The sequence below is a fragment of the Synechococcus sp. KORDI-49 genome, from assembly GCF_000737575.1.
In the GTDB taxonomy this organism is placed as follows: domain Bacteria; phylum Cyanobacteriota; class Cyanobacteriia; order PCC-6307; family Cyanobiaceae; genus Parasynechococcus.
Map to the genome: position 1 here is coordinate 942,863 of NZ_CP006270.1, position 22,632 is coordinate 965,494.

Consider the following 22,632-nt stretch of genomic DNA (forward strand, 5'->3'; position numbering starts at 1 on the left):
TTCCGTGCCCGGCCCGACAGGAGATTCCAACTGAATGACCAGCAGCGGCAAAGTCAGAATTTATGAGCTGTCCAAGGACCTCGGCCTTGAGAACAAGGACGTGCTGGATGCGGCTGAGAAGCTCTCGATCGCAGCCAAGAGCCACAGCAGCTCGATCAGTGATGACGAAGCCGGAAAGATCCGCAACCTGCTGAAAAACGGCGCTGCGGGATCAGGGAAATCGGCAGCACCGACGAAGTCGGCGGCTGCTGCGAAACCCTCCGGTGGCAAGGCGATTCTCTCGGTCAAGAAAGCGGCTCCGCCCGCCAAACCGGCAGCGGCCAAACCCGCCCAGGCTCCGGCCCAGGACGTGGCATCAGCGACCAAGCCGGCCCCAGCCAAGCCGCAGCTGGCGAGCAAGCCGGCTCCGGTGGCACAGCCAGCGGCACCCTCAGCGGCCCGTGCGTCCGCCCCGCCGTCACGACCACCAACACCAACCAAACCGGTCGGTGCCAAGCCGGAAGCACCGGTCACCCCGGCACGACCGGCTCCGAGCCGTCCTGCCGCCGCCAAACCGGCAGCACCGGCGCGCCCTCAGGTGGTAAGCAAGCCCGAGGTGATGCCCCCCGCCAAGGCGGCCAAGCCAGCGGCAGCAGCACCGCCACCGCGACCGACCTCGCCACCCGCACCGGCTCGCCCTGCCGCCGCCAAACCGGCACCGGCCAAACCAGCCCAGGCTCCGGCCAGGCCGGCTGCGGCGACTCCCACAGCTCCGAAGCCGACATCTCCGAAACCGACTGCCGCCAAGCCCGCACCACGCCCCGCAGCCACCCCCGGCCGACCGGCGCCAGCTCCGGGCCAGAAACCTCAGATCGTTGCGCGGCCCGGCAGCCCCAGCCGACCGGGGGCTCCACCGCGGCCCGGCGCACCGGCCAAACCCGGTGCCCCCGCCAAGGCGGGCATGCCCTCCCGGCCGACCCCCCGCCCGGAACTGGTGGGCAAACCCCAGCCACGCCGTGCAGCAGGTCCTGCCGGTAGCGGGCCAGGAACCGGCAGCCAGCGGCCCACCATGCCCCAGCGACCGGGAACCGGAGCTCCCCAGCGGCCCGGCAGCCCTGGCCGCCCCAGTGGCAGTGCCCCAGCACGTCCCACCCGACCGGGGGGAGCCCCCAGTCGCCCCGGAGCGCCGGCACGCAGCGGTGGCAGCACCCTCGAACTCGTCGGTAAGCCCATCCGCCGTGACGGCAGCAGTACCGCAGGCGGTCCTCGCGGCGCCGGCGGCCCCGGCCGACCGGCACCTCCCATCCGTCCGGGGATGCCGGGTGGCATGCGAAAGCCTGTGGCACCCGGCGAGCTCATGCAGCTCCAGAAGCCGAATGGTCGCCCGACAACACCGCCGCCACGGCGTCCAGACGCCCCGACCAAAACCGGTGATGGCGAACAGGCCACCCCACCGGTGGCGCGGCCGACACCTCCCACGGCGCCACGCCGTCCGGGACTCCGTCCCGGAGCAGCTCCCGGTCAGCGTCGACCCGGTCGACCCGACTGGGACGACAGCGCCAAGCTGGAGGCCCTGCGCAGCCGTTCGCCTCAGAAACAGCGCCAGAAGGTGCACATCATCGGCGAGAACGATGATGCCCTGACCGCGGAAACCGGTGGCTTCGCCGGAGAACAGCAGGCGATGGTGCTCTCCGCGAGCCTCGCCCGCCCCGCCAAGCCGAAGGTCCATCAGCGAACCGCACCGAAGCCGATGGCGGCGATGCGGAAGCGCAAGAAGGAAACCACCCGTCAGCGGCAGCGCCGCCGGGCGATGGAGCTTCGCGCCGCCCGCGAAGCCAAGCAGGTGCGGCCGGAGATGTTGATCGTTCCGGAGGACAACCTCACGGTTCAGGAACTCGCCGACATGCTCAGTGTCGAGAGCTCGGAGATCATCAAATCCCTCTTCTTCAAAGGAATCATCGCCACGGTCACCCAGACCCTGGACATGCCGACGATCGAGACGGTGGCCGAGGAATTCGGCGTGCCTGTGCTCCAGGACGACGTTGAGGAAGCCGCCAAGAAGACGGTGGAGATGATCGAGGACGACGACCTCGCTCACCTGATCCGTCGCCCACCGGTGGTCACGGTGATGGGTCATGTCGACCACGGCAAGACCAGCCTGCTCGATGCGATCCGCAAGGCACGGGTGGCGGCGGGCGAGGCCGGCGGCATCACCCAGCACATCGGTGCCTACCAGGTGGAGGTCGAGCACCAGAACGAATCCCGGAAGCTCACCTTCCTGGACACGCCCGGCCACGAAGCCTTCACCGCCATGCGTGCCCGTGGCACGAAGGTGACCGACGTGGCTGTTCTGGTGGTGGCAGCCGATGACGGCGTCCGCCCCCAGACCCTGGAAGCCATCAGCCATGCCCGCGCCGCCGAGGTGCCGATCGTGGTGGCGATCAACAAGATCGACAAGGAAGGGGCGTCTCCCGATCGGGTGAAGCAGGAGCTCTCCGAACAGAACCTGCTCGCTGAAGAGTGGGGCGGTGATGTGGTGATGGTGCCGGTGAGCGCCATCAAGGGCGACAACATCGACAAGCTGCTGGAGATGATCCTGCTGGTCACGGAAGTTGAAGACCTGCAGGCCAATCCGGAACGGATGGCTCGCGGCACCGTGATCGAGGCGCACTTGGACAAGGCCAAGGGCCCTGTCGCCACGCTGCTGGTGCAGAACGGCACCCTGCGGACCGGCGATGTGTTGGCGGCCGGCCCCGTGCTGGGCAAGGTGCGGGCCATGGTCGACGACGGCGGCCAGCGCATGAAGGAGGCCGGTCCTTCGTATGCCGTTGAGGCGCTTGGCTTCAGCGAAGTGCCGACCGCCGGCGACGAGTTCGAGGTCTACGCGGATGAGAAGTCGGCGCGTGCTGTGGTCGGCGATCGCGCCTCCGATGCCCGTGCCACCCGTCTGGCACAGCAGATGGCGTCCCGCCGTGTGTCGCTCACGGCGATGTCTGGACAGGCCACCGAGGGCGAGCTCAAGGAGCTCAATCTGATCCTCAAGGCCGATGTCCAGGGCAGTGTCGAGGCGATCCTCGGTTCCCTGGAACAGCTGCCCAAAGCTGAGGTTCAGGTGCGGGTGCTGCTCTCTGCTCCGGGTGAGGTCACCGAAACGGACGTTGACCTGGCAGCGGCTTCCGGTGCGGTGATCGTGGGCTTCAACACCTCGATGGCCTCCGGTGCCAAGAAAGCGGCGGACGCCTCCGGCGTGGATGTTCGTGATTACGACGTCATCTACAAATTGCTGGAGGACATCCAGCTGGCCATGGAAGGTCTGCTGGATCCTGAGCTGGTGGAGGAGGATCTCGGCGAAGCCGAGGTGCGCGCAGTGTTCACCATCGGCAAGAGCGCGGTGGCCGGCTGCTATGTCACCAACGGCAAGCTGCAGCGCAACTGCAAGGTGCGGGTGCATCGCGGCAAGGAGATCGTCTTCGAAGGAGACCTCGACTCGCTGCGTCGCAACAAGGACGACGTCAAGGAGGTGGCAACCGGCTTCGAATGCGGAATCGGTTGCGATCGCTTCGCCAACTGGGAGGACGGCGACCGGATCTCAGCCTTCAAGATGGTCACCCAGCGCCGCAAACTCAGCACCTGACGCTCCCCTCTGCCGTGCGTTCCCGCCGCGAGCCCCTGCTTTGGCTTCAGTGTCTCGCCCTCGGCGTGATCCCCCTGGAGCTGTTGCTGATCCGTCTGCTACTGGCGGGAGCGGATCCAGGCCCGGTGCCGTCGGTGGAGCGTCTGCTCACCTGGGGCGTCGCGGTGCTTGCCCCGACAGTGGCCCTCTGGCGTCAGCCGGCGGACTGGGGATCCCTGCTGCTGGTTCGCGTCCCAACCCGTGGCCGCACGCCGGATCAGCAGACCCTGAGCGCCCGCCAGGGCGGGGCTGCATCCTCCGTGCCCCTGATCGCAGCAGCCGTGCTGCTGCTGCCGCTGCTGTGGTGGCTGGATGACTCCGCGGGGCTGATCAGCGAGTTCTCGCCGCTGAACGGCAGCTCCCGATTGCTCTGCCTGCTGCTGAGCATGCCGTTGCTGGCGACGATCGTCTGGCAGCTGCAGCAACTTGTTCAGGCCGTGCTGTTGCTGCTGATGGGGGCGGGTGAAACCGCTGCGTACTCAGCTGAGCAACTCAACAGCGAGCGCAGCAGCCTCGGACTGCAGCTGCTGCAGTTAGCCCCATTGGACTGGCCGGAAGCGGCACCGAAACCCACTGCCACGCCAGAACCAACGCCAGGACCAACTCCGGAACCGGAACCAAAACCAGAACCAGAACCAGAACCCGAGTCAGTCCCTGGAGCGACTGCGGTCGAACCAGAGCAGGGAGGCGAAGAGGACCAGAGCCCCGCCCTGGATGCCGACATCTCCGAGCTCGACAGCACTGCCGGCGGAGAGACGGAAGAGCATGGTGAAGAGCCCGAGCCCGGCCGAGGCGAAGAGAGCGAACCAGAGGGCACGCCGGAGCCCACGCCAGGGGGTCTGTGATTCCCGGATCAACCGCTCCCGCAACTCCGGGTCCAGAACTTTTCCCGTAGGCCGCTCGTCGGTCAAGGCCATTACACGCTTCAAGTACCAATGTTAAATTGAATTGTCCGCCGATGTAGCTCAGCTGGTAGAGCAACGCTTTCGTAAAGCGTGGGTCGCCTGTTCAAGTCAGGTCATCGGCTTATCAATAAAACCCCGTTGTGGTGAGGACTTCTTCCTGCAACTGGGTTTTTCTTTGCGCTGCTTTTTCCTGATGGATGAGCTGGTCACTGATTGCGAGCCAATGTCCCTGACAGCTTCAAGAATTCGCTGTCGGTAGCTAGCCACTTAAGCCCTTAAGTGTCAGCTCTTTTACCGCAATAGAGCAGCGTAGTTAAGGAAAGAAAGGCGATAAAGGAGAAGCAGAGCAACCAACCAAACTTCAAGAACAGGTTGATGGTGAGATAGATGCTGACCGAGACAGAACCTAAGAAGAAGGCAGGGAAGGCAACAACGTTAGAGACTCTCTGCATTGTTTTCATCTCGTTTCCTTGCATTTTGATGGACTGTACCTTCAAAGAAGAAACAGGCAAGAGTGAGAGAATTAGCAACAACGACAACAGGGATAGCATCTCTCCACTCCATCCACAGGGGAACACTTATGGCAGTCACGTCTGACCCATGACCCAAGAAACCCGCATCTCCCTGCCTCTTCTGGGACAGCTCATCACAGCACTTCGCGCCAATGACTCTGACACCTTCAAGCGGTGGCCTGTGGGCGGAGTGGAAGACCTGGGGAAGTCTGATGCCACAGCAGAGAGGCTGAAAGCAATACAAAACCCGCAAGGACAAAGCAGGGGCCCCTGCATACTTGGAACAAGTGCGTGGCTGTCCAGCGACTGTGGGCCTGAAATCTCCGTTTTTAGTCCCGTTATTGCTTTTGACTGCTGCAGCATTCTTTTTGATGGAAGAGGCCAGAGAACCTAGACTCAGTGAGCCTTCTATTGCTCCTGCTGATAGCACCTCTGACGTTGTAGTTCCAAATCAATTAGATGATCAAACCCTGCTTTTCAGTGAGAAATGCCTGAAGCGTTCGAATGCGATTTATGCCGAAGAGGTCTCTGAATTTGAAGCGATCGAAAGAAAGGTTGGCTATTTCAGAATGCGGGATGATAGATAAGGCAAGGGTTTTCATGCAATCACGAAAGATCGATTGGCTCGAGAAGCTGAATGCTGATGATGAACGATCGGCTATCATTATGACTGTCGATACCGAAACGGCCGATTGGGACAGCCCAGCAATTCTCTACTCCTTGGTTTTATTGGAATTGAGATTGGTGACGCGAAGCTTGTAAACTTTGCCATTGCAAAAGGCGACCTGGTTTGATCGTGTCCAGGGTCGCTCTACTTGTTCATCGTCTTGCTTTGTCCAGTATGAAATTCGTTCCTCTACGCAGTAATTGAAACTGCGGGCTGACTCGGCTATGGGTCTCAATGACAAAGCAATTGAACCCAGTGCGATGGCACACATGCCTGTAGAAAATGCAATCAGGCCGCTCATGATCCTTAGTCTATTCCATTGGGTTCACCCACTATGTACTGCAGACAGGAAGGTGTAAATACCTTGATTGGTTCTGAGCACATTTTCGTGAAGATAACTTCTCGGAATCCGTCGATTTGGTTTGCAATCATGTCGCACGCTTCGTCGCCTTGCGATCAGGGTTGCTTGGCATAAGCGCATAACGATGTACAGGCTTTAGAAGGACCCCTTTTCTCTGCACTCTTTGTCTCGATCAAGCTTTTCAACGTTTAATTCTGATAATAGCTTTCGGCGCTCTTCGCTCTGCTCGGGGGTGATTGTGTCCCAATTAATCAGTCGATATGTTTTCATCGCTTCATCATTTAGTTGCTTGGCGGAACGCGCGATGCATTGATTGATTTTGTTCCAGTCTTTTTTGATCAGTGATGTCTTGTTTTTTTGAATCTTTGAAGATGACTTGTCTGTAGTGAAGCTCTTGTTGACGTCGGCCATGTAAAAACAAGCGGCTATAGCCAATAGAATGAGTGGTGGTGCATATCCAGCTTTCAACGTCCGCTGTCTCTCGGCCATTTAATCTACATGTGTTAGGAAGGTCGATCAATGCCTAAGTCGCCCTTCTTTGGGAATTTTTCACAGCTTGTTTTGGGCCTCGCGACCGCTGTAGTCCATGGATTGCCTTTGTCACTCCAAGCTGTCTCGTTCTGATCGCTTTGTACTTGGTGAGATTCACTGAGATGGCTAAAAGAAATTGTTCTGCTTGGCTTGCGCTACTTGAGATTCTCGCAATCCATTGGAATTCAGTTGCAAAAATGGAAGGAATTGCTCTACAACTTCGGCGCTTGAGCCGAGCGGGGAATACTTCAGACAGCTACGTCTGACCCATGACCCAAGGAACCCGCATCTCCCTGCTTCTGCTGGGACAGCTCATCACAGCACTACGCGCTAATGGCTAATGACCCTGACACCTTCAAGCGGTAGCTGTCTGGCGGTACCTAAGACCTAGGAACGCCTGCTGTGGCTGAGCTGATGACGGACTGGATGACCCCGCTGCTGACCCAAGAAGACGCGGACAGGCTTGTGGGTTGGCACCTGGGGGTGAGCCTCTAACCAGATGAGAGCAAGGGTTGACGCCGATGGATTCGCTCATATGGCTTTGTCCTGTGAGGTCACATTTCGCTCAGTGGTCTGTGTAAAACATTCGTATGTCCCGTATGCGTCGCTGCCTCAGACCATTCCGTAGAGCTTTGCGGCTTGAGCGTTGGCCTGTGCTGACAGAAAGGGAGCAGTTTCGTAGAAGGCAAGAAAGTCTCTTGAAACGCCTTGATCCGAAGGGTTGGAACAGCGACCGCAATGACCGCTAATTGATATGCCGAGCAAGGATCTTGCCATGCATGACCCCCCGTAGAAGCCCGGCGACGAGAGATGGCTGGCGAATTGAAGATCAGCAGAAGGTCGTTCAGTTCAAGCCCGACTCAGCGACCGCAAATGCGCAGTGGGTGGTGGTACGGACCTACAGATGGGTGCCGCCTAGACCACAAAAAACAGGAACCATACTTACCCTCCATTTTTTTGGGGGGGTGTGTATCTGAACAAATCCTTATCCTTAACCTTGAATCAACCAAAAAGGTCTGTCTCTGATTGCACCCATTCTTCATCAGAAAGTCCGGGTGTTATTTGCACCGAAATCTTGAAAGCTCGGGTCCAAGGCCCGGTGTGTTTATAGACGTGGGCAAGGCTTTCAGCCTCTGCGATAAAAGCGCCGGTGCCGTTTTGCGGCATGATCAAGCGAGCCAGAATTTTGAAACCTTCGAACTCGTCCATGGCTTTCCCACCTGTGAGGTAGTCCTTAAAGCCTTGGTTCAGTTCCGGCGATGAACCTGCATCGGGGCAAGTCCACTGGATTAGGTAGCGCATGGAAAATATCAATGAAATGTTTAGAATCTACGCGAGTTCATCAGTTGTTACGGATACATCTGAAACAGGGAGCTGTTCTGATGCGCTTTCGATCCACTGCGATCGGACTTATGTCCGTGATGCTGCTGGGGGCTTCAGCTCCCGTCGCGGCCCTACCCACTGTCACCATCAAGAGCTGCTACGACGGCGATACCTGCACCACGACCACAGGCGAAAAGGTCCGGCTGGCTTGCATCGACACCCCTGAGCTGAAGGGGGAGAACGCCAAGCCGGCTCCAGCCATGGCGGCGAAGTATCACCTCAACGGAATGCTCATGAGCCAGAAGGTGGGCATTCGCCGCATTACGACTGACCGATATGGCAGGACCGTGGCCGAGCTGTTCATCAACGGGGCGAACGTCCAGCAGACCATGGTCGCCAGCGGCCACGCCGAGATCTTCTGGCGATATGCCAGCCAGTGCCCGTGGACGCGCTGATCCCACCAAGTGGGGGAATGCAGGCTTTGCATCAATCCCCCGATCGGGTGATTTGCCCTGATTTGTTGCGAATAAGAACGCTGATAGAAGACCTGCCTGAGGCGAAAGCCTCACAATCAACCAGCCACTTAACAGCCTTAAGTATGTCCAATCCAAACAATCAATCGAAAGCCATTGCATCCGAACTTTGATGATGGTGCTTTTCAGGGGCTCTACCAAAAGCAGACGATGAGGAGCACGCCTCAGATCCAGTGCACCGATCCACTCAACACGTCCATGCCAAGACGTCCAGAACGTCACTGGCCTCGTTGGGAGGGTTCTCCCATGAGGGCTCTCAGTCGACGGTGTGTCCAGCACCGTCAACCTCAGCGAGCCCAGCCTGGAAGTCCACCTTCACGCAGTTCTTCCGGAATGATTATGGACCAACACGCTCCAGGCAAAGGAATCTCAACAGATTCCCTTCGGAACCCTGCTGTGATTTGAGGACACAGCCAGTGCCTTCAATGCTTCCTTGCAGCTGTCGGCACACACGCCATCGATCGTTGCTGCCTTTTGACCTTTCGCCGCTGAAGGAAGGTGCCAGCCATCAACCCTTTTCTGCTTGAGCTTCTTGCCTATCCTCTGTCTCGATATTTTCGATAATGGACACTGTCCTTCATCTCTTTACGCCATTGATAAAGATTGCTGCGGAACAACCGCCGCTGCCTTTTTCTGATGACGTACTGCCTTCTTACCGCGGCGTAAATAACATAAAAACTCATCAGCAACAGGAAGGCGATAACGATAGAGGTCGCCATCCCGCTCGCAAGAAACAAGGTGATTATTCGGCATCCTTAGCAGCCCTGATTCATCCTTATGTTTCAACAGAGACCATGCGGCCATATGCATTTCTAATAGGTATTTGCACTTATGCGCCCGCGCCCCAATCGCGCAGACCTTTCCTGCTTCTGCCATAAAAAAACCCCCTACCAAAGGCAGGGGGTGCGCTGTGATTAGCCCTTGATCACTTGGCGTAGGAAACGCCGCGATACTTCAGAGCAGGCTTGTTAGGAGCGACAGCAACAGTCTGCTGGTCGTACTTCTGGCCGCGATAGGTCAGGGTCATCTGTGGTTCCTCAGAAATCCAGGTCCCCGTTCCTTGGCCTGGTTGATCTGCGCCTCACAGAAGTGAGGTGAACGTTGTTGGTAGCTGTTGCTACAAGTCCTTTATAAGGGAAACGTCAACCGCTGTGTCGTTCAGGCGGATACACACCCTCTTGCTGCTCCAGCAACATCCGTCAGGGGCAGAGCACCTGCAGGCGTTGCTCCGTGCAGAACTGAGCCCCAGTGCGAATCCGCCCCTGCAGCAGATCAGTCCAGGGAACGATCCAGTGGCGAGGATCCACATCAGCCAGAACATCAGCTGCCACTGGATTGGGGAGGGCAATCACGCGACGGTCCGCCAGGGCGAGATGGCGACGCAGCCAAGGGGTGAGGATCAGCTCCTCCAGCAACTGCTGATAGGAACCATCCGCGATCGCCCGCTCAAAACCGAGCTGAATCGCATCGGCCAGCGAGTGATTGTCAGGGCTGACATAGAAGAAACCGGCGAAGGGATAGGTGATCAGCAGATTCGGATCGAGGTCGGTGCCCGCAGCGGTGGAAGCCACGATCGTCGCTTCACGCTCGAGTTCATCAATGCCGCGCGGAAACAGCTGCACGCGGCGGTTGTCCACAAGACGGAACAGATCCTCGGATCGGGCGGTGAAGGTGCGCAGCCCGGATGCATCGAAGATCTCCACATCACTCCAGCCCAGACCCTGCAGCAGCACAACGCTGCGCAGGTCTTCAACGGAACCCACTGAAGCCAGCCGTTCGTGCTGGCTTCGGTGGCTCCATCCGACTCTCAGGCCAAGAATTCCGCCGGTCACGGGGATGGGAATCTCCCGCAGGCGCCGGTTCAGCTCCAGCCCGGCCCCGTACACACCAACGCTGATGGCGAAGGGATTGCGTGAGGACCCAGGCCCCTGCTGGAGGGCTGCGACAGCTTCATCCTGGCTTTGGATCTGCTCGCTGAGCCCGAGAGCGAAGGGGCGACCACTGCGCTCCAGCACCAGTTGCAGAAGCCGATACCTGAAACCGGTCTGGTCCTGACCCGGCGAGCGATCCAGCACCACCGCCAGCGTCTCAGGCGGCAGCGCCGCCACCTCCTCGGAGGTGAGGATGTAACGCTCATCAATCCTGAGGCGCCGCTCACTCAAACGCGGCTCAATCTGCAGCGTGCCCACCAGCACGATCACGATGGTGATCGCCGAGGTCAACAGTGTCCAGAAGCCATTAGCCACCTCGGGGGGGCGGGGCTGAGGAGATGCTGCGGAGGTCATGGAATGATCCACCAGATTCCCAGCAGGGTCATCCCCACATAACTGGGCAGCAGGAACACCTTCAACACCCGCGCAAACCGGGCATTCACCAGGCTGAGCTGGTTGTCGATCAATTCATCCGCCGCCACCACGTACAGGATTCCCAGAAAGATGATCAGCTGCAGCGTGCCGATGAATCCGGTCATCGCCGTCACCGGCAACTGGCCGGCGATGAACACATAGTTGCCTCCGGCGGAGACCACGGCCGCCAGGATCAGATCGTCCCGGCTGCGGGTGATCAGCAGGCTCATGCAGCAGAGGCCGACGGCCAGCATGTAGCCCAGAAAATCCGGCGCCACGAACAGCAGGCTGCGGCGCTGGATCGGCAGATCAAAGGACACCGTGGGCTGACGCCGAACGGCCCCCACCTCGGCCATGGGCCTGCCCAGATCACTCATCAGGCTGATGCTGGAGGCATAGCCGTTGGGGGGCTTGAGAATCCAGCCCGGCAAAATCAGCCCAGGGCTGACCGTGCTGGGATCGGTGGGCACCACGTCCAGGTTGACCGGCTGCAACGGATCCTCCAGACCGATCTGCACATGCAGCAGCTGGTCATCGAAGGGGTAACGCTGCAGCCGCCAACGCTTCACCACCGGCGAGCGCACGGTGTAGAGACTCCAGCTGCTGCCGTTGATCTGATCGCGGCGGATGCGCTCGAACCGCTGGGTGTCGCCGTTGTAGACGCCGTTGAGGATGCGCAGCTGATCGCTGGGGTTCTGATCCGGATCCCCCTGCCAGATGGTCCAGAGCAGCAGCTCGATGGAGAACTGGTCATTGAGCAGATCAATGTCGTTGACATTGGTGATGTAGGCACCCAGCTGCAGCGGAGGCAGCGTTGGCTGACGCAGCGGTGGCGAAGCCGCTGGTGCCTCTGGTCTTCCCCAGTCCACGGCCGGTGGTGCGGGTTCCGGCGTCGCGGCGGCACGCCAGAAGCCGATCTGCAGCGTCAACGCGAACGCCAGGGCGGCGAGGGCCATCCAGAGGCGACGCCGACGCGGCACAACGGGCACGTCCTTCACGGGATCAACGCAGCCTCACCATGACAACTCCGTTCCACCATGATGTGTTGCGGCGTTGACCGACAGGTCCTGAATGATCGCGCTGCCCTCAGCTGTCGTCCGCACCGGAGCTGCCCTGAGTGGCTTGCTGCTGGTGCTGTTCACGCTGGTGCATCTGGGCGGACTGATCCCTGCGGTGCTGGCGCCTGAGCGGTTCGAGGCCTACGCCAGCGCCCTGCACACCAGTCCCTGGCTGAGGCCATTTGAGATCGGGCTGGCCGGGATCGCCGGCCTGCATGTGAGTCTCACGATCAGCAAAGCCATCTCCAACCGCCGGGCCGGCAACAGTGCCCAGCTCAGCAGCCGCCGCGATGCCCCCCTGGCCGCACTGGCCAGTCGCAGCAAAGGGATCGCCGGCCTGCTCACGCTGGCGTTTCTGGTGGTGCATCTCAATCAGCTGCGCTGGCCGCGACCGGCAGCCGGGCAGGAGGGGGCGGTGCTGAGTTCCGTGCTGCAGCAACCGCTGAATGCCGTGGTTTACGCCGCTGCGGCGCTGGTGCTGGCGCTGCATCTCCTGCATGGTGCCGAGGCCGCCCACCGCAGCCTCGGCTGGTTGAGCCCAACCAACAGCTCCGCCCTTCGCACGGGTGGACGACTGCTGGCGGCCCTGATCGGTGGGGGCTTCCTGCTGATCAGCCTCAGCCTGGCTCTGGGAGGTGCCGCATGAGCGGACTGCCCGATCCACGCATTCCGACAGGACCGATCGCCGACGCCTGGCGACGCACCCGGGAATCCCTGCCGCTGATCAGCCCCCTGCGCAAAGGCCAGATCGACCTGCTGGTGGTGGGCACCGGCCTGGCCGGCGCCTCAGCCGCCGCCACCCTGGCCCAGCAGGGCTACCGGGTGACGGTGCTCAGCTATCACGACAGTCCGCGGCGGGCCCACTCGGTAGCGGCCCAGGGCGGCATCAATGCAGCCCGGGCGATGGCGGTGGATGGCGACAGCGTCAGCCGCCTGTTCACCGACACCCTGAAAGGCGGCGACTTCCGGGCCCGGGAAAGCGGCTGCCAGCGGCTGGCGGAAATCAGCAGCGGCATCATTGATCAATGCGTCGCCCAGGGGGTGCCGTTCGCCCGCGAATACGGCGGCAGCCTGGCCACCCGCAGCTTCGGGGGGGCGCTGGTGAGCCGCACCTTCTATGCCCGCGGCCAGACCGGACAGCAGCTGCTGTATGGCGCGTATCAGGCTCTGATGCGTCAAGTGGAGCTGGGCCGGGTGAGGCTGCTCACACGGCGCGACATGCTGGAGCTGATCACCGTCGATGGCGTGGCCCGGGGGGTGGTGACGCGTCACACGGTGACGGGCGAACTGGAGGTGCACACAGCGCGGGCGGTGCTGCTGTGCAGCGGTGGGTACAGCAACGTCTACTTCCTGTCGACGAATGCCCTGAAATCGAATGCCAGTGCCATCTGGCGGGCGCACCGCAAGGGAGCCCTGTTCGCCAATCCCTGCTTCACCCAGATCCATCCCACCTGCATCCCCAGCGGTGATGCCTTCCAGAGCAAGCTGACGCTGATGAGCGAAAGCCTGCGCAACGACGGGCGCATCTGGCTGCCGAAGCAGCCCGGCGATCAGCGCGCGCCCGCGGACATCCCGGAGCAGGAGCGGGATTACTTCCTCGAGCGGATGTATCCCACCTACGGCAACATGACGCCCCGAGATGTGGCCTCCCGCCGCGCCCGGGAACTCTGCAATACCGGTCACGGCGTCGGTCCAGGCGGACGCTCGGTGTACCTGGATCTCACCGACGCGATCAGAACCGAGGGCCGCGACGTCATTGCCGCCCGTTACGGCAACCTGATGACGATGTATGAGCGGATCAGCGGCGACGATCCCTATCGCACGCCGATGCGCATCTATCCCGCCCCCCACTACACGATGGGAGGGCTCTGGGTTGACTACCAGCTGATGAGTTCGATCCCGGGGCTGTTCGTGCTGGGGGAAGCCAACTACTCCGAACACGGCGCCAACCGCCTCGGTGCCAGTGCCCTGATGCAGGGCCTGGCCGATGGCTACTTCATCGCCCCCTCCACGGTGACCGCCTGGTTGGCGGGCACACCCTCAGAGGCGGTGAGCCCGGACCATCCGGCCTGCCAGGAGGCCCTGCACAGCACCCGCCGCCGCATCGAGGCCCTGCTCGGCGCCAGGGGGGAGCGACCGGTGGACAGCTTCCATCGCGATCTGGGGGCCCTGATGATCGACCGCTGCGGCATCAGTCGCCGCGCCGAGGATCTGCGGGATGGACTGGCCCGGGTATCGGCCCTGGAGCAGCGGTTCTCGCAGGAGGTGCGGGTGCCTGGTGAGGGCCATGGGCCCAATGCCGAGCTGGAGAAGGCTCTGCGGGTGAGGGATTTCTTCGGGCTGGCCCAGCTGATGCTGCGGGATGCCCTGGCCCGGGAGGAATCCTGCGGCGCTCACTTCCGGGAGGAGCACCAGAGCGCGGAAGGGGAGGCACAGCGCGATGACGCCAACTTCGCGCACATCGCCGCCTGGGAGCACCAGGATGACGGGGAACCGATCCGCCACGGCGAGCCGCTGCAGTTCACCGCCCTGCAACCGAGCACCCGCAGTTACCGATGAAGCTCACCCTGCGCATCTGGCGGCAAACAGACCGCCACCAACCCGGCGGCTACGAAAGCCATACCCTCGATCGCGTCTCCCCGGATCTGTCGCTGCTGGAAGCCCTCGATCAGCTCAATGAACAGCTGATCAGCAACGGGCAGCGACCGATCGGCTTCGAACACGACTGCCGCGAGGGAATCTGCGGCAGCTGCGGTTTCCTGGTGAACGGCCAGGCGCACGGTCCGCGCGGGGCCACATCGGTGTGCCAGCTCTACCTGCGCGAATTCCAGGACGGTGCGGAGCTGACCCTGGAGCCCTGGCGCGCCCGGGCCTTCCCGCCGATTCAGGACCTGATGGTGGATCGTTCCGCCTTCGACCGCCTGATCGCCGCCGGCGGCTACTGCTCCACCGGCACCGGCCAGGCACCGGATGGCAACGCCCTGCCGGTGGGCCGTGACCAGGCCACCAGCGCCTTCGACACCGCCACCTGCATCGGCTGCGGCGCCTGTGTGGCCAGCTGCCGCAACGCCTCAGCCAGCCTGTTCGTGGCCGCCAAACTGGCGCATCTCGGCCAACTCCCGCAGGGGCAACCGGAGCGATCCAAGCGGGCCCGCAGCATGCAGGACCGGATGGAACAGGAGGGCTTCGGCAGCTGCAGCAGCAACCTCGAGTGCGAGGCGGTCTGCCCCCAGGAGATCTCAGCGGACTGGATCAGCTGGATGCACCGAGAGGCAACCAGCTGAATGCCGCCCTTCAGGACAGGTCCTGAATGTTCATGATCAGCATCAGGACATCCGTCAGGGTCGACACAGTTCCATCACGGTCAAGATCAAGAGCGTTCTGAGTCACCAACTGATTGAGCGTTTCGTCGATCTGTGTTCGACCCTCCGCGTCAGCGACGGGGCCTAATCCTTCGAACAAGGCATCTCCGGGGAACGTGCCAAGCATCTTTCGCACACCGATCACTGCATCGGTCTGCAATGACACCGAGCCATCCTCATCAAAGTCGTAATCCTCGGGCTCCATGAGATAAGGCTCGGGGAGCTGCTCCGAAACCGCTTGCCGTTGCAGCGAGAGATGCTCGAGATCCAGCTGGGGTGCTCCCTTCAGCTTCAGGAACAATCCACCCTCTCCCCAACCCTCTTCATCGCCATTCTGGTTGAAATACAGACGCCCTTTCCCGAGGTCATACACCAGATTGCTCTCGGTCAGTGCAGCACTGCGTGCTTCCCGATTGCCGCTGACCAAAGCCAGATTCAGATCGTCAACATCAGTGAGAAGCGCAGAGGAGAGCAAGAGCCTGTCGCCTTCCTGAGCATCAAAATCATCAATCTTCGTCATTTTCCGCCGCCCGAAACGCCGTACCACATCCATCAGGAATCCATCCGCACCGCGGCCGCCGACAAGACGATCACGACCTCCACCACCGGCAATGATTTCACCATCATTGGAACCAATCAGATGATCACGAGAGGAGGTTCCCAGGAGCACATCGTGAGATTCCTCAGCATTGATCAAAACAGGCTCAACGAGGCGTCCACGAACGAGGGCATCCTCATAGCTCAAATCAAAAACAGACTGATAGGAGCGATTCAACCGCAGCCCATGAGTCGCATTGTCCAACCTGTTTGATGGCAGGAAGCGTAGATCAACGCGATTGAGACCCGTCCAATCTTCAAGATATCGCTCAACCGAATAAACACCAAATTCCTGATTAAGACTGAATTCCAAATAGGGATCCATATCCAGACCATTTTCGGAGCCTCCGAGAGAAACCCTCAGATCCTCTGGATCAAGATCTCGATAAACAATGTTCTGGCTCGCCAGCAGAGCGTTAACGGACTGATCCGTGATCGAAAAACGCGACATCAAATCACGGTTGACCTCAACGCCGTAACGACCGCGGCCGTCTTTGACCACTCGGCCAAGCAGATCACCATCCTCGAAAATCTTGGCCAGCACTCCTCCCTGCCGACGCGCTTCAGGAAAAACCCTTGCCTCCCATGCAGTCCCCGACTCCCGAAGGGTCACATCAACCCGATCAACCTTGAAAATCTCATCACCCCTGTCGAAACGGAAGGCACCAATCACATCAACATCGAGAGACCCGGAGGAGAAGTCCTCCTGGAGGTCGATCACCTCTCCAAGCGCATCCGCCTCAAGATCGATAAAGCCGCTGAATGACAACCTGTCGTAGCGCCCCTCACTCACATCATCCTCATCACCAGACATTTCAATCAGAACATCCAACTCACCATCAACAAACGATCTCTCCAACCCCCCATAGGCAGGAACTTCGTACTGAAAAATTAAATCCTGAATATCGAATGAAACACTATCGGAAGCATAAGCAATATCAACCCGCCCCTCATCAAGCCGATAACGATGTCTGGAGGGATTCAGATACTCAACATAATCACTTGGAACCGAATCAAGGAAGTCAATGCCCAGATAATACGAAACAATAGAATTAGGTATCGATTTAAAATTTTGCATTTCTGAGGGAATTTTCGCTACTCTACACTGGTTTACCTCTAAAAGCTGTCAAGAATTGCCTACACAACAATGGCAGCATTTCGCATGGCTGCTGGCAGGTGTGATTTCGCTGTATGCCACGCCAGGCCGCGCCATCCCGATTTCCGGGTTGTCAGTAGGCGTGAGCGACAAAGGCGGAATGGTGGGAATTCAATCCAACATCTCAGCCAAAGACCAACTGGAACTGGGTCTTCAATATTTCAACGGCCCTCTTCTCGACTTCGATGCGGGCCTGTCCAAACCGCTTGTGCTGGAGGTCAAAAGCGCTGGCTTGCGCATGGCCTACAACCGATTCCTCACCGGGAACAGCCAGAGCCAGGGGCTGTTCCTGCAAGCCGGCCTGAACCTCCACCACATGTCTGGGAGGTCTGACATCCAGCTCAACGACTTGTCGTATCAGTTTTCCGGTCTCACGATCACCTGCCGAACCTGCGGATCGATCCGGCTGATCAGCGATCACCCTCCCTTGAATGTGATCCCGAGCGCAGGGCTGGGCTGGCAGATCAGAGCTGGCAAGAAGATCCTGCTCAGACTTCATGCCGGAGTGCAGCTCTATCAACCCCCCAAGGCGATCTGGACCGCCCCAAAACATCTTCCCTACTTCGCGAAGCAGGAAATCAAAACCGCAGTGCGCCGGATCAACCGTGACATCCAAGCTGCCGGAGTGGTGTTCCCAACAGCCTCGCTGCAGCTGACCTATCTGTTCTGAACAAAACCATGCGCAGGTTCGGTGGGAGCCTTCACAGCCCGGCGCAACCGCGACTGGTGGCACCCACATCGGCGACGGCCTGATCACCGCGCCCCTCCCCCAGCTGCTGCATGATCAGATCCGCCTGCAACCCCAGCAGCAGCGTCTGACACGGAAAGGCGTTGCGGGCCGCCGCCCGGCGCTGAAGCGTCTCAGCGACCAGCAGGGCACTGCGGCAGGCCGCGTCCTGTCCGGCCTGCAGACACTGCAGAGCCTGCGGACGCAGCGTGGCCATGGTGGACGCGGACACCGGAGCGGTGATCAGAGGCCCCAGCAGGAGAGAGACGGCAACTGTGAACCTGGAACCGTTCACGGCATGCAACAGCGGTTTGCTGAGATGATGCCTTGGATTCGCCGCTTCACTGTGTACACCGACTGGACCGCCATCGCCCTGCTGCTGTTCACCGCTGTGCCCCTGGCTGTGGTGGTGGCAACCGCCACCTTCTTCGTGCTCCGCAACAAGCAGAAAGCACCCCTGAGCTGATCAGTCAGCCCCGTGAATGCGGCAGACAACCAACGCGGTTGGCCGCAACGGTGGCTGTGGCCAGCTGATTGAGGGGAGCGGACTGGACGGCGGCGCTGATCACGCCCGTGCCGAGGCAGGCCAGACAGGTGCGGAAGCGCTGGCTGCTCACGCGCTGAATGCCGCTGCCACCGCAGACGGTGCAGATGGTCATGAGAGGTTGAAAACCGTTGGAAATAGTGTGCGCCGTTTTGCTGATCTCGATCCCGAAGCCTTCCTTAAGAAAGCGATGCATGGAAGCCCCGGTGCGTCAAGTCCGCCAGCAGATCCTGAGCGGACAGGCGGCTGCCCCGGGGCACTAACCCCAATCCCGCCGCCAGCTGTCCGACGACGGCAGCTGAATCCAGACCGGCCTGCTGCAGCGGGGCCAGTCCCGCACTCGCTTCACGTTTCGACAACTTCTCGCCCCGCTCATCACAGAGCAGCGGCACGTAATGAAACCGGGGCGGCATCCAGCCCAGGGCCGCGAACACACTGCGCTGGGCCGCTTCGGCAACGCGAAGGTCCTCGCCACGCACCACATCGGTGATTCCGAAGCTGATGTCGTCAATCACCGTGGCCAGCTGATAAGCCACGAAACCATCGGCACGCCGCAGCACCACATCACCGCTGCCGCAGGGATCCTGGGGCGGCACCCGCAGCCGCCAGCTCGGCAGGCGCTGCTGCTGCCAACCCCAGCCCCGATCGCCATCGCGACAGGTGCCCGGGTAGATCGGCTGCCCCTCCAGCTGCCGCCGGGAACAACGGCAGGGGAACAGGGCGCCGCTGCGCCGCAACCACGACAGCCATGAGCCGTACTGCCCCCGCCGCCGGCTCTGACGGATCACCGGTCCATCCCAGTGCAGCCCAAGCCATTGCAGATCCGCCTCGATCGCCTCGATCGCCCCGGGGCGATTGCGTGGCGTGTCGAGATCGTCGATGCGCAGCAGCCAGGTGGCGCCTTCGCAGCGGGCCTGCAACCAGGAGGCCAGGGCGGTGCGCAGATTTCCCAGATGCAGGCGGCCGGTGGGAGAGGGCGCGAAGCGACCATGACGGCCCTGCCGCAGGCGCTTTCCCTGATCCAGATGCCGCTGCAGATGATCAGGAACAGCCATCAACCAGGAACAGCCATCAAAAAGGCGGTCCGAAGACCGCCTATTCGATCAGATTGCTGCGGAAGCGATCAGCCCTGAACGCGATCCTTGAACATCTTACCGGCGGTGAAGGCGGGCACGCGCTTGGCAGGGATGGCGATCTTTTCGCCGGTCTTGGGGTTCAGACCCTGACGGGCGGAGCGCTCGCGGGGCTCGAAGGAGCCGAACCCGAGGATGGAAACCTTTTTGCCTTCAACGACCGAGTCGATGATGGTTTCAATAGCGGCGTCAACAACCATGGAGACGTCGGTCTTGGTGAGCTCGGTGCGGGCAGCCACCAGGTTGACCAGATCAGCTTTGTTCATTTGAGGAAGAGACAGGAGGCGGAGATGGCTCTGTAAGGGCGATGGGGAGCGCCGATGCCTTCCCCAGTCCGGCCAATCGTATGGAGGGTGTCCCGGTGCTGCAAGCGACAAGTCCCGTGCCGCAACGCATTAGCTCAATTCGTCCCCATCGGACCAGCCCTGGAAGGGCACCAACCGCTCGCCTCGGAGGGCGCCAAGCGCCGCCCCAGAAGCTAGATCAGGACTGGCTTCTGGAGGAAGCCACTCGCGCAGACGCTCAAGACTGCGCAGCTGACGGGGCCAGTGAAAGGTGCGGCCATGACGCAATGGTCCAAGACAACCGCGCTTCAGCGGCGTCAGCAAACGCCCGCAGAACAGCAGATCCGCAGCAGGGGCGTGGATGACGCAACTGCCCGGAGTCGGCCCAGGGGTCCAGAGCAACTGCAGGCCTCCAGCGGTGCGGTGCTCCTCGGCGAAGGTGTCGATCGGCTGCACATTCGGCAGCAGGTAGGCCTCCTGCTCCTGCACCAGCACCGGCCAGCCGAAGCGTTCCTGCACACGGCGCAGGCGGCCATGGCCCTCACGGCTGGTGAGCAGGATGCGCGGCGTGCGGCCGGCCGCCAGCTGCTGCAAGGCATCGAGCGTGGCCTGCGTCAGGGGTGGGCAGTCGATCAGCACCGGCTCCTCCGCCGCCTCCAGCCACCAGGAGCTGCCGCCCTGACTGTCGCGGTTGGGGGGAAACAGCCACAGATCGGCTCGCAACTGCTGCGGCGGCCGGCCCGCCTCCAGGGCGGTGGTCATGGTCATGACGTTCAGACCCAGGCCAAACCATTAGTTTGAGGCCGTGACGCCAGGGAGCCGTGAGCGCCATCCATCCAGGCACGCCCTGGCCCCTCGGCAGCAGCCTCACCGGACGCGGGGTGAACTTCTCGGTGGCGGCACCGGCCGCCGATCGCATTGAGCTGCTGTTGTTCGCCGATGGTTCCGCCCAGGCCCCAGAGCGGGTGATCGAACTGGATGGCCGCCGTCACCGCTCCGGTGATTACTGGCATGTGGAGGTTGAAGGCCTCAGTGAGGGCTGCTGCTACGGCTACCGCGTTTTCGGACCGCTGGCGCCGGGCGCGCACGGATTCCGCCCCTCTAAGGTGCTGCTGGATCCGGCAGCACGCGCGATCACCGGCTGGGACGTCTACGACCGGGTGCTGGCCACCGGCCCGTCGCCGAACGCCCACGCCTGCCTGAAGGCGGTGGTGTGTGAACGCGACGGATTCGATTTCGAAGCGCACCCAAGACCGCGCCACAGCTGGCAGCGCTCGGTGATCTACGAACTGCACGTGGGGGGCTTCACCCGACGCGGTGATTCCGGTGTCCCGGAGGGGCAGCGCGGCACCTATCTGGGGCTGATCGAGAAGCTGCCCTACCTCAAGAGCCTCGGCATCACGGCGATCGAACTGCTGCCGGTGTTCGCCTTCGATCCGGCCGATGCCCCTCCGGGGCGGGACAACGTGTGGGGATACAGCCCCCTCAACTGGTTCACGCCCCACCACGGCTACGCCAGTGGAGACGATCCGCTGCAGCTGCGCCATCAGGTGCGGCAGCTGGTGGCCGCCTGCCATGACGCCGACATCGAGGTGTTGCTGGATGTCGTTTACAACCACACCAGCGAAGGCAACCGGCAGGGGCCGACCCTCAGCTGGCGCGGTCTGGCGGATCAGCACTATTACCACCAGAACAGCAGCGGCGACTATCTGGATGTGAGCGGCTGCGGCAACTCCATCGCCGCCAACGACCCGATCAGCTGCCAACTGATCCTGGAATCGATGCGCTGCTGGGCGCTGGAACTGGGGGTGGATGGCTTCCGCTTTGATCTCGGCATTGAACTGAGCCGCGGCGCAGCGCTCAAGCCGCTGGATCAGCCACCGCTGTTTGAAGCGATGGAAGCCGACCCGATGCTGAGCGATCTGAAGCTGGTGAGCGAACCGTGGGACTGCGGTGGGCTGTACCGGTTGGAGGATTTCCCGGCCAAGCGCATCGGCACCTGGAACGGTCATTTCCGCGATGGGCTGCGCCGTTTCTGGAAAGGAGACGATCACAGCACCTGGACCCTGGCGCAGCGGTTCAAGGGCAGCCCGGATCTCTACAACGACAAGCCGGTGCAGCTGGGCCGCTCGGTGAACTTCATCACCGCCCACGACGGCTTCACCCTCGCGGATCTGGTGAGTTACAACCGCAAGCACAATCTCGCCAACGGTGAGGACAACCGCGACGGCGAGAACCACAACAACAGCTGGAACCACGGCGTCGAAGGACCGACGACGAATCCTGAGGTGCTGAAGCTGCGACGACGCCAGCAGCGGAACCTGCTGAGCACGCTGCTGCTGGCGCGCGGTGTGCCGATGCTGCTGATGGGCGATGAAGTGGGCCGCAGCCAGGGGGGCAACAACAACACCTGGTGCCAGGACAGCCCCCTGAGCTGGATGGTGTGGAACGACGACCAGTGCGATCTGGAGCTGAAGCAGTTCCTGCAACGGCTGTTGAGCCTGCGCCGTGCCCTGACGCAACTGATCAATCCCCTGGCTCCACCGCGCGAGAGCGCCAGCCGGAAACCGAACGACCACAGCGATCTATGGCGCCAGTGGCATGGCGTGGAACTGAGCAAGCCCGACTGGGCGGCCTGGTCATCCACGACCGCCACGAGCCTGCACATGGGCAGCCGCGGTGCACTGTTGTGGATGGGTTTCAACGCCTACGAAGAAGGGCTGAGCTTCGAGCTGCCGGTGCCCGCCTCCCCCTGGATGCGGATGATCGACACCTCGCTGCCAAGCCCGCAGGATCTGCCGGCGGAAGCGGTGCCGTTCAACGGCGTGACCATTCCGCTGGAAAGCCGCAGTTTCGTGCTGCTGCTGGCGCGGGAAGTGGGCTCAGGCCTGAAGCTCTGAGGAAGCGGGTGACTGCGCCGCCAACCCGGCAAAGTTGAATCC

General features: G+C 61.4%; 23 protein-coding genes, 1 tRNA gene and 1 pseudogene. 12 read left to right on the forward strand and 13 right to left on the reverse strand.

All coding sequences use genetic code 11. From position 1 onward, the window contains the following. Positions 1–34: 34 nt before the first annotated feature. Positions 35–3,613, forward strand: a complete 3,579-nt coding sequence (gene infB, locus KR49_RS05070) for a translation initiation factor IF-2 (protein ID WP_043692422.1) — start codon at positions 35–37, stop codon at positions 3,611–3,613. Next, a pseudogene (locus tag KR49_RS13515) lies at positions 3,517–4,182 on the forward strand (low-complexity tail membrane protein); the annotation flags it as partial. The gene infB and the pseudogene KR49_RS13515, both read left to right, overlap by 97 nt. 117 nt (positions 4,183–4,299) lie before the next feature. On the opposite strand, the gene KR49_RS13235 reads toward KR49_RS13515, so the two are convergent. Continuing rightward, the gene (locus KR49_RS13235; protein ID WP_156957248.1) at positions 4,300–4,569 is read right to left on the reverse strand and encodes a DUF3493 domain-containing protein; all 270 of its coding nucleotides are present in this window, start codon (positions 4,567–4,569) and stop codon (positions 4,300–4,302) included. Positions 4,570–4,606: 37 nt separating this feature from the next. Between KR49_RS13235 and KR49_RS05080 the strand changes: the two genes are divergently transcribed. Continuing rightward, a tRNA-Thr gene (locus KR49_RS05080) sits at positions 4,607–4,679 on the forward strand. Between the two features lie 668 nt (positions 4,680–5,347). Then, the gene (locus tag KR49_RS13775) at positions 5,348–5,656 is read left to right on the forward strand and encodes a hypothetical protein (RefSeq protein ID WP_156957101.1); all 309 of its coding nucleotides are present in this window, start codon (positions 5,348–5,350) and stop codon (positions 5,654–5,656) included. Positions 5,657–6,232: 576 nt separating this feature from the next. On the opposite strand, the gene KR49_RS05095 is transcribed toward KR49_RS13775, so the two are convergent. Together KR49_RS05095 and KR49_RS05105 are read right to left on the reverse strand one after the other, a co-directional pair. After that, positions 6,233–6,508, reverse strand: coding sequence for a hypothetical protein (locus tag KR49_RS05095; RefSeq protein ID WP_156957102.1), 276 nt, complete (start codon positions 6,506–6,508; stop codon positions 6,233–6,235). Between the two features lie 1,122 nt (positions 6,509–7,630). Further along, positions 7,631–7,930, reverse strand: a complete 300-nt coding sequence (locus tag KR49_RS05105; protein ID WP_052378176.1) for a DUF3303 domain-containing protein — start codon at positions 7,928–7,930, stop codon at positions 7,631–7,633. Positions 7,931–8,040: 110 nt separating this feature from the next. Between KR49_RS05105 and KR49_RS05110 the strand changes: the two genes are divergently transcribed. Together KR49_RS05110 and KR49_RS13780 are read left to right on the forward strand one after the other, a co-directional pair. After that, on the forward strand, positions 8,041–8,406 hold the full coding sequence (locus KR49_RS05110; RefSeq protein ID WP_043692438.1) for a thermonuclease family protein: 366 nt from the start codon (positions 8,041–8,043) through the stop codon (positions 8,404–8,406). After that, the gene (locus KR49_RS13780) at positions 8,394–8,597 is read left to right on the forward strand and encodes a hypothetical protein (RefSeq protein ID WP_156957103.1); all 204 of its coding nucleotides are present in this window, start codon (positions 8,394–8,396) and stop codon (positions 8,595–8,597) included. Before KR49_RS05110 ends, KR49_RS13780 begins: the two co-directional genes overlap by 13 nt. Before the next feature lie 423 nt (positions 8,598–9,020). Here KR49_RS13780 and KR49_RS05115 read toward each other — a convergent pair whose 3' ends face one another. From KR49_RS05115 to KR49_RS05125, 4 genes are all read right to left on the reverse strand, one after another. Next, a complete protein-coding gene (locus tag KR49_RS05115; RefSeq protein ID WP_156957104.1) occupies positions 9,021–9,203 on the reverse strand; it encodes a hypothetical protein in 183 nt (60 codons plus the stop codon). A 206-nt stretch (positions 9,204–9,409) separates the two neighbouring features. Next, positions 9,410–9,511, reverse strand: a complete 102-nt coding sequence (locus tag KR49_RS13240) for a DUF4278 domain-containing protein (protein ID WP_071839666.1) — start codon at positions 9,509–9,511, stop codon at positions 9,410–9,412. Positions 9,512–9,683: 172 nt separating this feature from the next. Further along, complete coding sequence (locus tag KR49_RS05120; RefSeq protein WP_253912825.1) at positions 9,684–10,769, reverse strand: hypothetical protein; 1,086 nt, start codon at positions 10,767–10,769, stop codon at positions 9,684–9,686. Further along, on the reverse strand, positions 10,766–11,827 hold the full coding sequence (locus tag KR49_RS05125; RefSeq protein ID WP_253912826.1) for a hypothetical protein: 1,062 nt from the start codon (positions 11,825–11,827) through the stop codon (positions 10,766–10,768). The genes KR49_RS05120 and KR49_RS05125 overlap by 4 nt, the downstream gene beginning before the upstream one ends. Positions 11,828–11,900: 73 nt before the next feature. Here KR49_RS05125 and KR49_RS05130 point away from each other — a divergent pair, with 73 nt between their 5' ends. From KR49_RS05130 to KR49_RS05140, 3 genes are read left to right on the forward strand one after another with little or no spacing between them, the layout of a single operon-like run. Beyond that, on the forward strand, positions 11,901–12,533 hold the full coding sequence (locus KR49_RS05130; protein WP_043692444.1) for a succinate dehydrogenase cytochrome b subunit: 633 nt from the start codon (positions 11,901–11,903) through the stop codon (positions 12,531–12,533). Continuing rightward, the gene (locus KR49_RS05135) at positions 12,530–14,446 is read left to right on the forward strand and encodes a fumarate reductase/succinate dehydrogenase flavoprotein subunit (RefSeq protein WP_043692446.1); all 1,917 of its coding nucleotides are present in this window, start codon (positions 12,530–12,532) and stop codon (positions 14,444–14,446) included. The genes KR49_RS05130 and KR49_RS05135 overlap by 4 nt, the downstream gene beginning before the upstream one ends. Further along, complete coding sequence (locus tag KR49_RS05140; RefSeq protein ID WP_043692447.1) at positions 14,443–15,171, forward strand: succinate dehydrogenase/fumarate reductase iron-sulfur subunit; 729 nt, start codon at positions 14,443–14,445, stop codon at positions 15,169–15,171. Before KR49_RS05135 ends, KR49_RS05140 begins: the two co-directional genes overlap by 4 nt. A 10-nt stretch (positions 15,172–15,181) precedes the next feature. Here the strand turns inward: KR49_RS05140 and KR49_RS05145 are convergent, their stop codons facing one another. Then, positions 15,182–16,924 carry a calcium-binding protein gene (locus tag KR49_RS05145; protein ID WP_156957105.1) on the reverse strand — a complete coding sequence of 581 codons (1,743 nt, stop codon included), beginning with the start codon at positions 16,922–16,924 and terminating at the stop codon, positions 15,182–15,184. Between the two features lie 55 nt (positions 16,925–16,979). Here KR49_RS05145 and KR49_RS05150 point away from each other — a divergent pair, with 55 nt between their 5' ends. Next, entirely contained in the window at positions 16,980–17,672 is a 693-nt protein-coding gene (locus tag KR49_RS05150; protein WP_156957106.1) for a hypothetical protein, read from the forward strand. 31 nt (positions 17,673–17,703) lie between these two features. Here KR49_RS05150 and KR49_RS05155 read toward each other — a convergent pair whose 3' ends face one another. Continuing rightward, the gene (locus KR49_RS05155; RefSeq protein ID WP_253912827.1) at positions 17,704–18,024 is read right to left on the reverse strand and encodes a hypothetical protein; all 321 of its coding nucleotides are present in this window, start codon (positions 18,022–18,024) and stop codon (positions 17,704–17,706) included. A gap of 27 nt (positions 18,025–18,051) precedes the next feature. On the opposite strand from KR49_RS05155, the gene KR49_RS13785 reads away from it, so the two are divergent. Further along, positions 18,052–18,195, forward strand: a complete 144-nt coding sequence (locus KR49_RS13785) for a hypothetical protein (RefSeq protein WP_156957107.1) — start codon at positions 18,052–18,054, stop codon at positions 18,193–18,195. Positions 18,196–18,199: 4 nt separating this feature from the next. Here the strand turns inward: KR49_RS13785 and KR49_RS05160 are convergent, their stop codons facing one another. The 4 genes from KR49_RS05160 to KR49_RS05175 all read right to left on the reverse strand — a co-directional run bounded on the left by KR49_RS05160 (position 18,200) and on the right by KR49_RS05175 (position 20,458). Continuing rightward, on the reverse strand, positions 18,200–18,469 hold the full coding sequence (locus KR49_RS05160) for a hypothetical protein (RefSeq protein WP_156957108.1): 270 nt from the start codon (positions 18,467–18,469) through the stop codon (positions 18,200–18,202). Further along, on the reverse strand, positions 18,453–19,328 hold the full coding sequence (gluQRS, locus tag KR49_RS05165; protein ID WP_043692456.1) for a tRNA glutamyl-Q(34) synthetase GluQRS: 876 nt from the start codon (positions 19,326–19,328) through the stop codon (positions 18,453–18,455). The genes KR49_RS05160 and gluQRS overlap by 17 nt, the downstream gene beginning before the upstream one ends. A 68-nt stretch (positions 19,329–19,396) precedes the next feature. Continuing rightward, positions 19,397–19,783 (reverse strand): HU family DNA-binding protein, encoded by a 387-nt coding sequence (locus KR49_RS05170; protein WP_256381033.1) that lies wholly within the window; start codon positions 19,781–19,783, stop codon positions 19,397–19,399. An 18-nt stretch (positions 19,784–19,801) separates the two neighbouring features. After that, complete coding sequence (locus tag KR49_RS05175) at positions 19,802–20,458, reverse strand: MBL fold metallo-hydrolase (protein WP_043692460.1); 657 nt, start codon at positions 20,456–20,458, stop codon at positions 19,802–19,804. 53 nt (positions 20,459–20,511) lie between these two features. On the opposite strand from KR49_RS05175, the gene KR49_RS05180 reads away from it, so the two are divergent. Beyond that, the gene (locus tag KR49_RS05180; protein WP_043692463.1) at positions 20,512–22,590 is read left to right on the forward strand and encodes a glycogen-debranching protein; all 2,079 of its coding nucleotides are present in this window, start codon (positions 20,512–20,514) and stop codon (positions 22,588–22,590) included. The last annotated feature ends 42 nt before the right edge of the window (positions 22,591–22,632 follow it).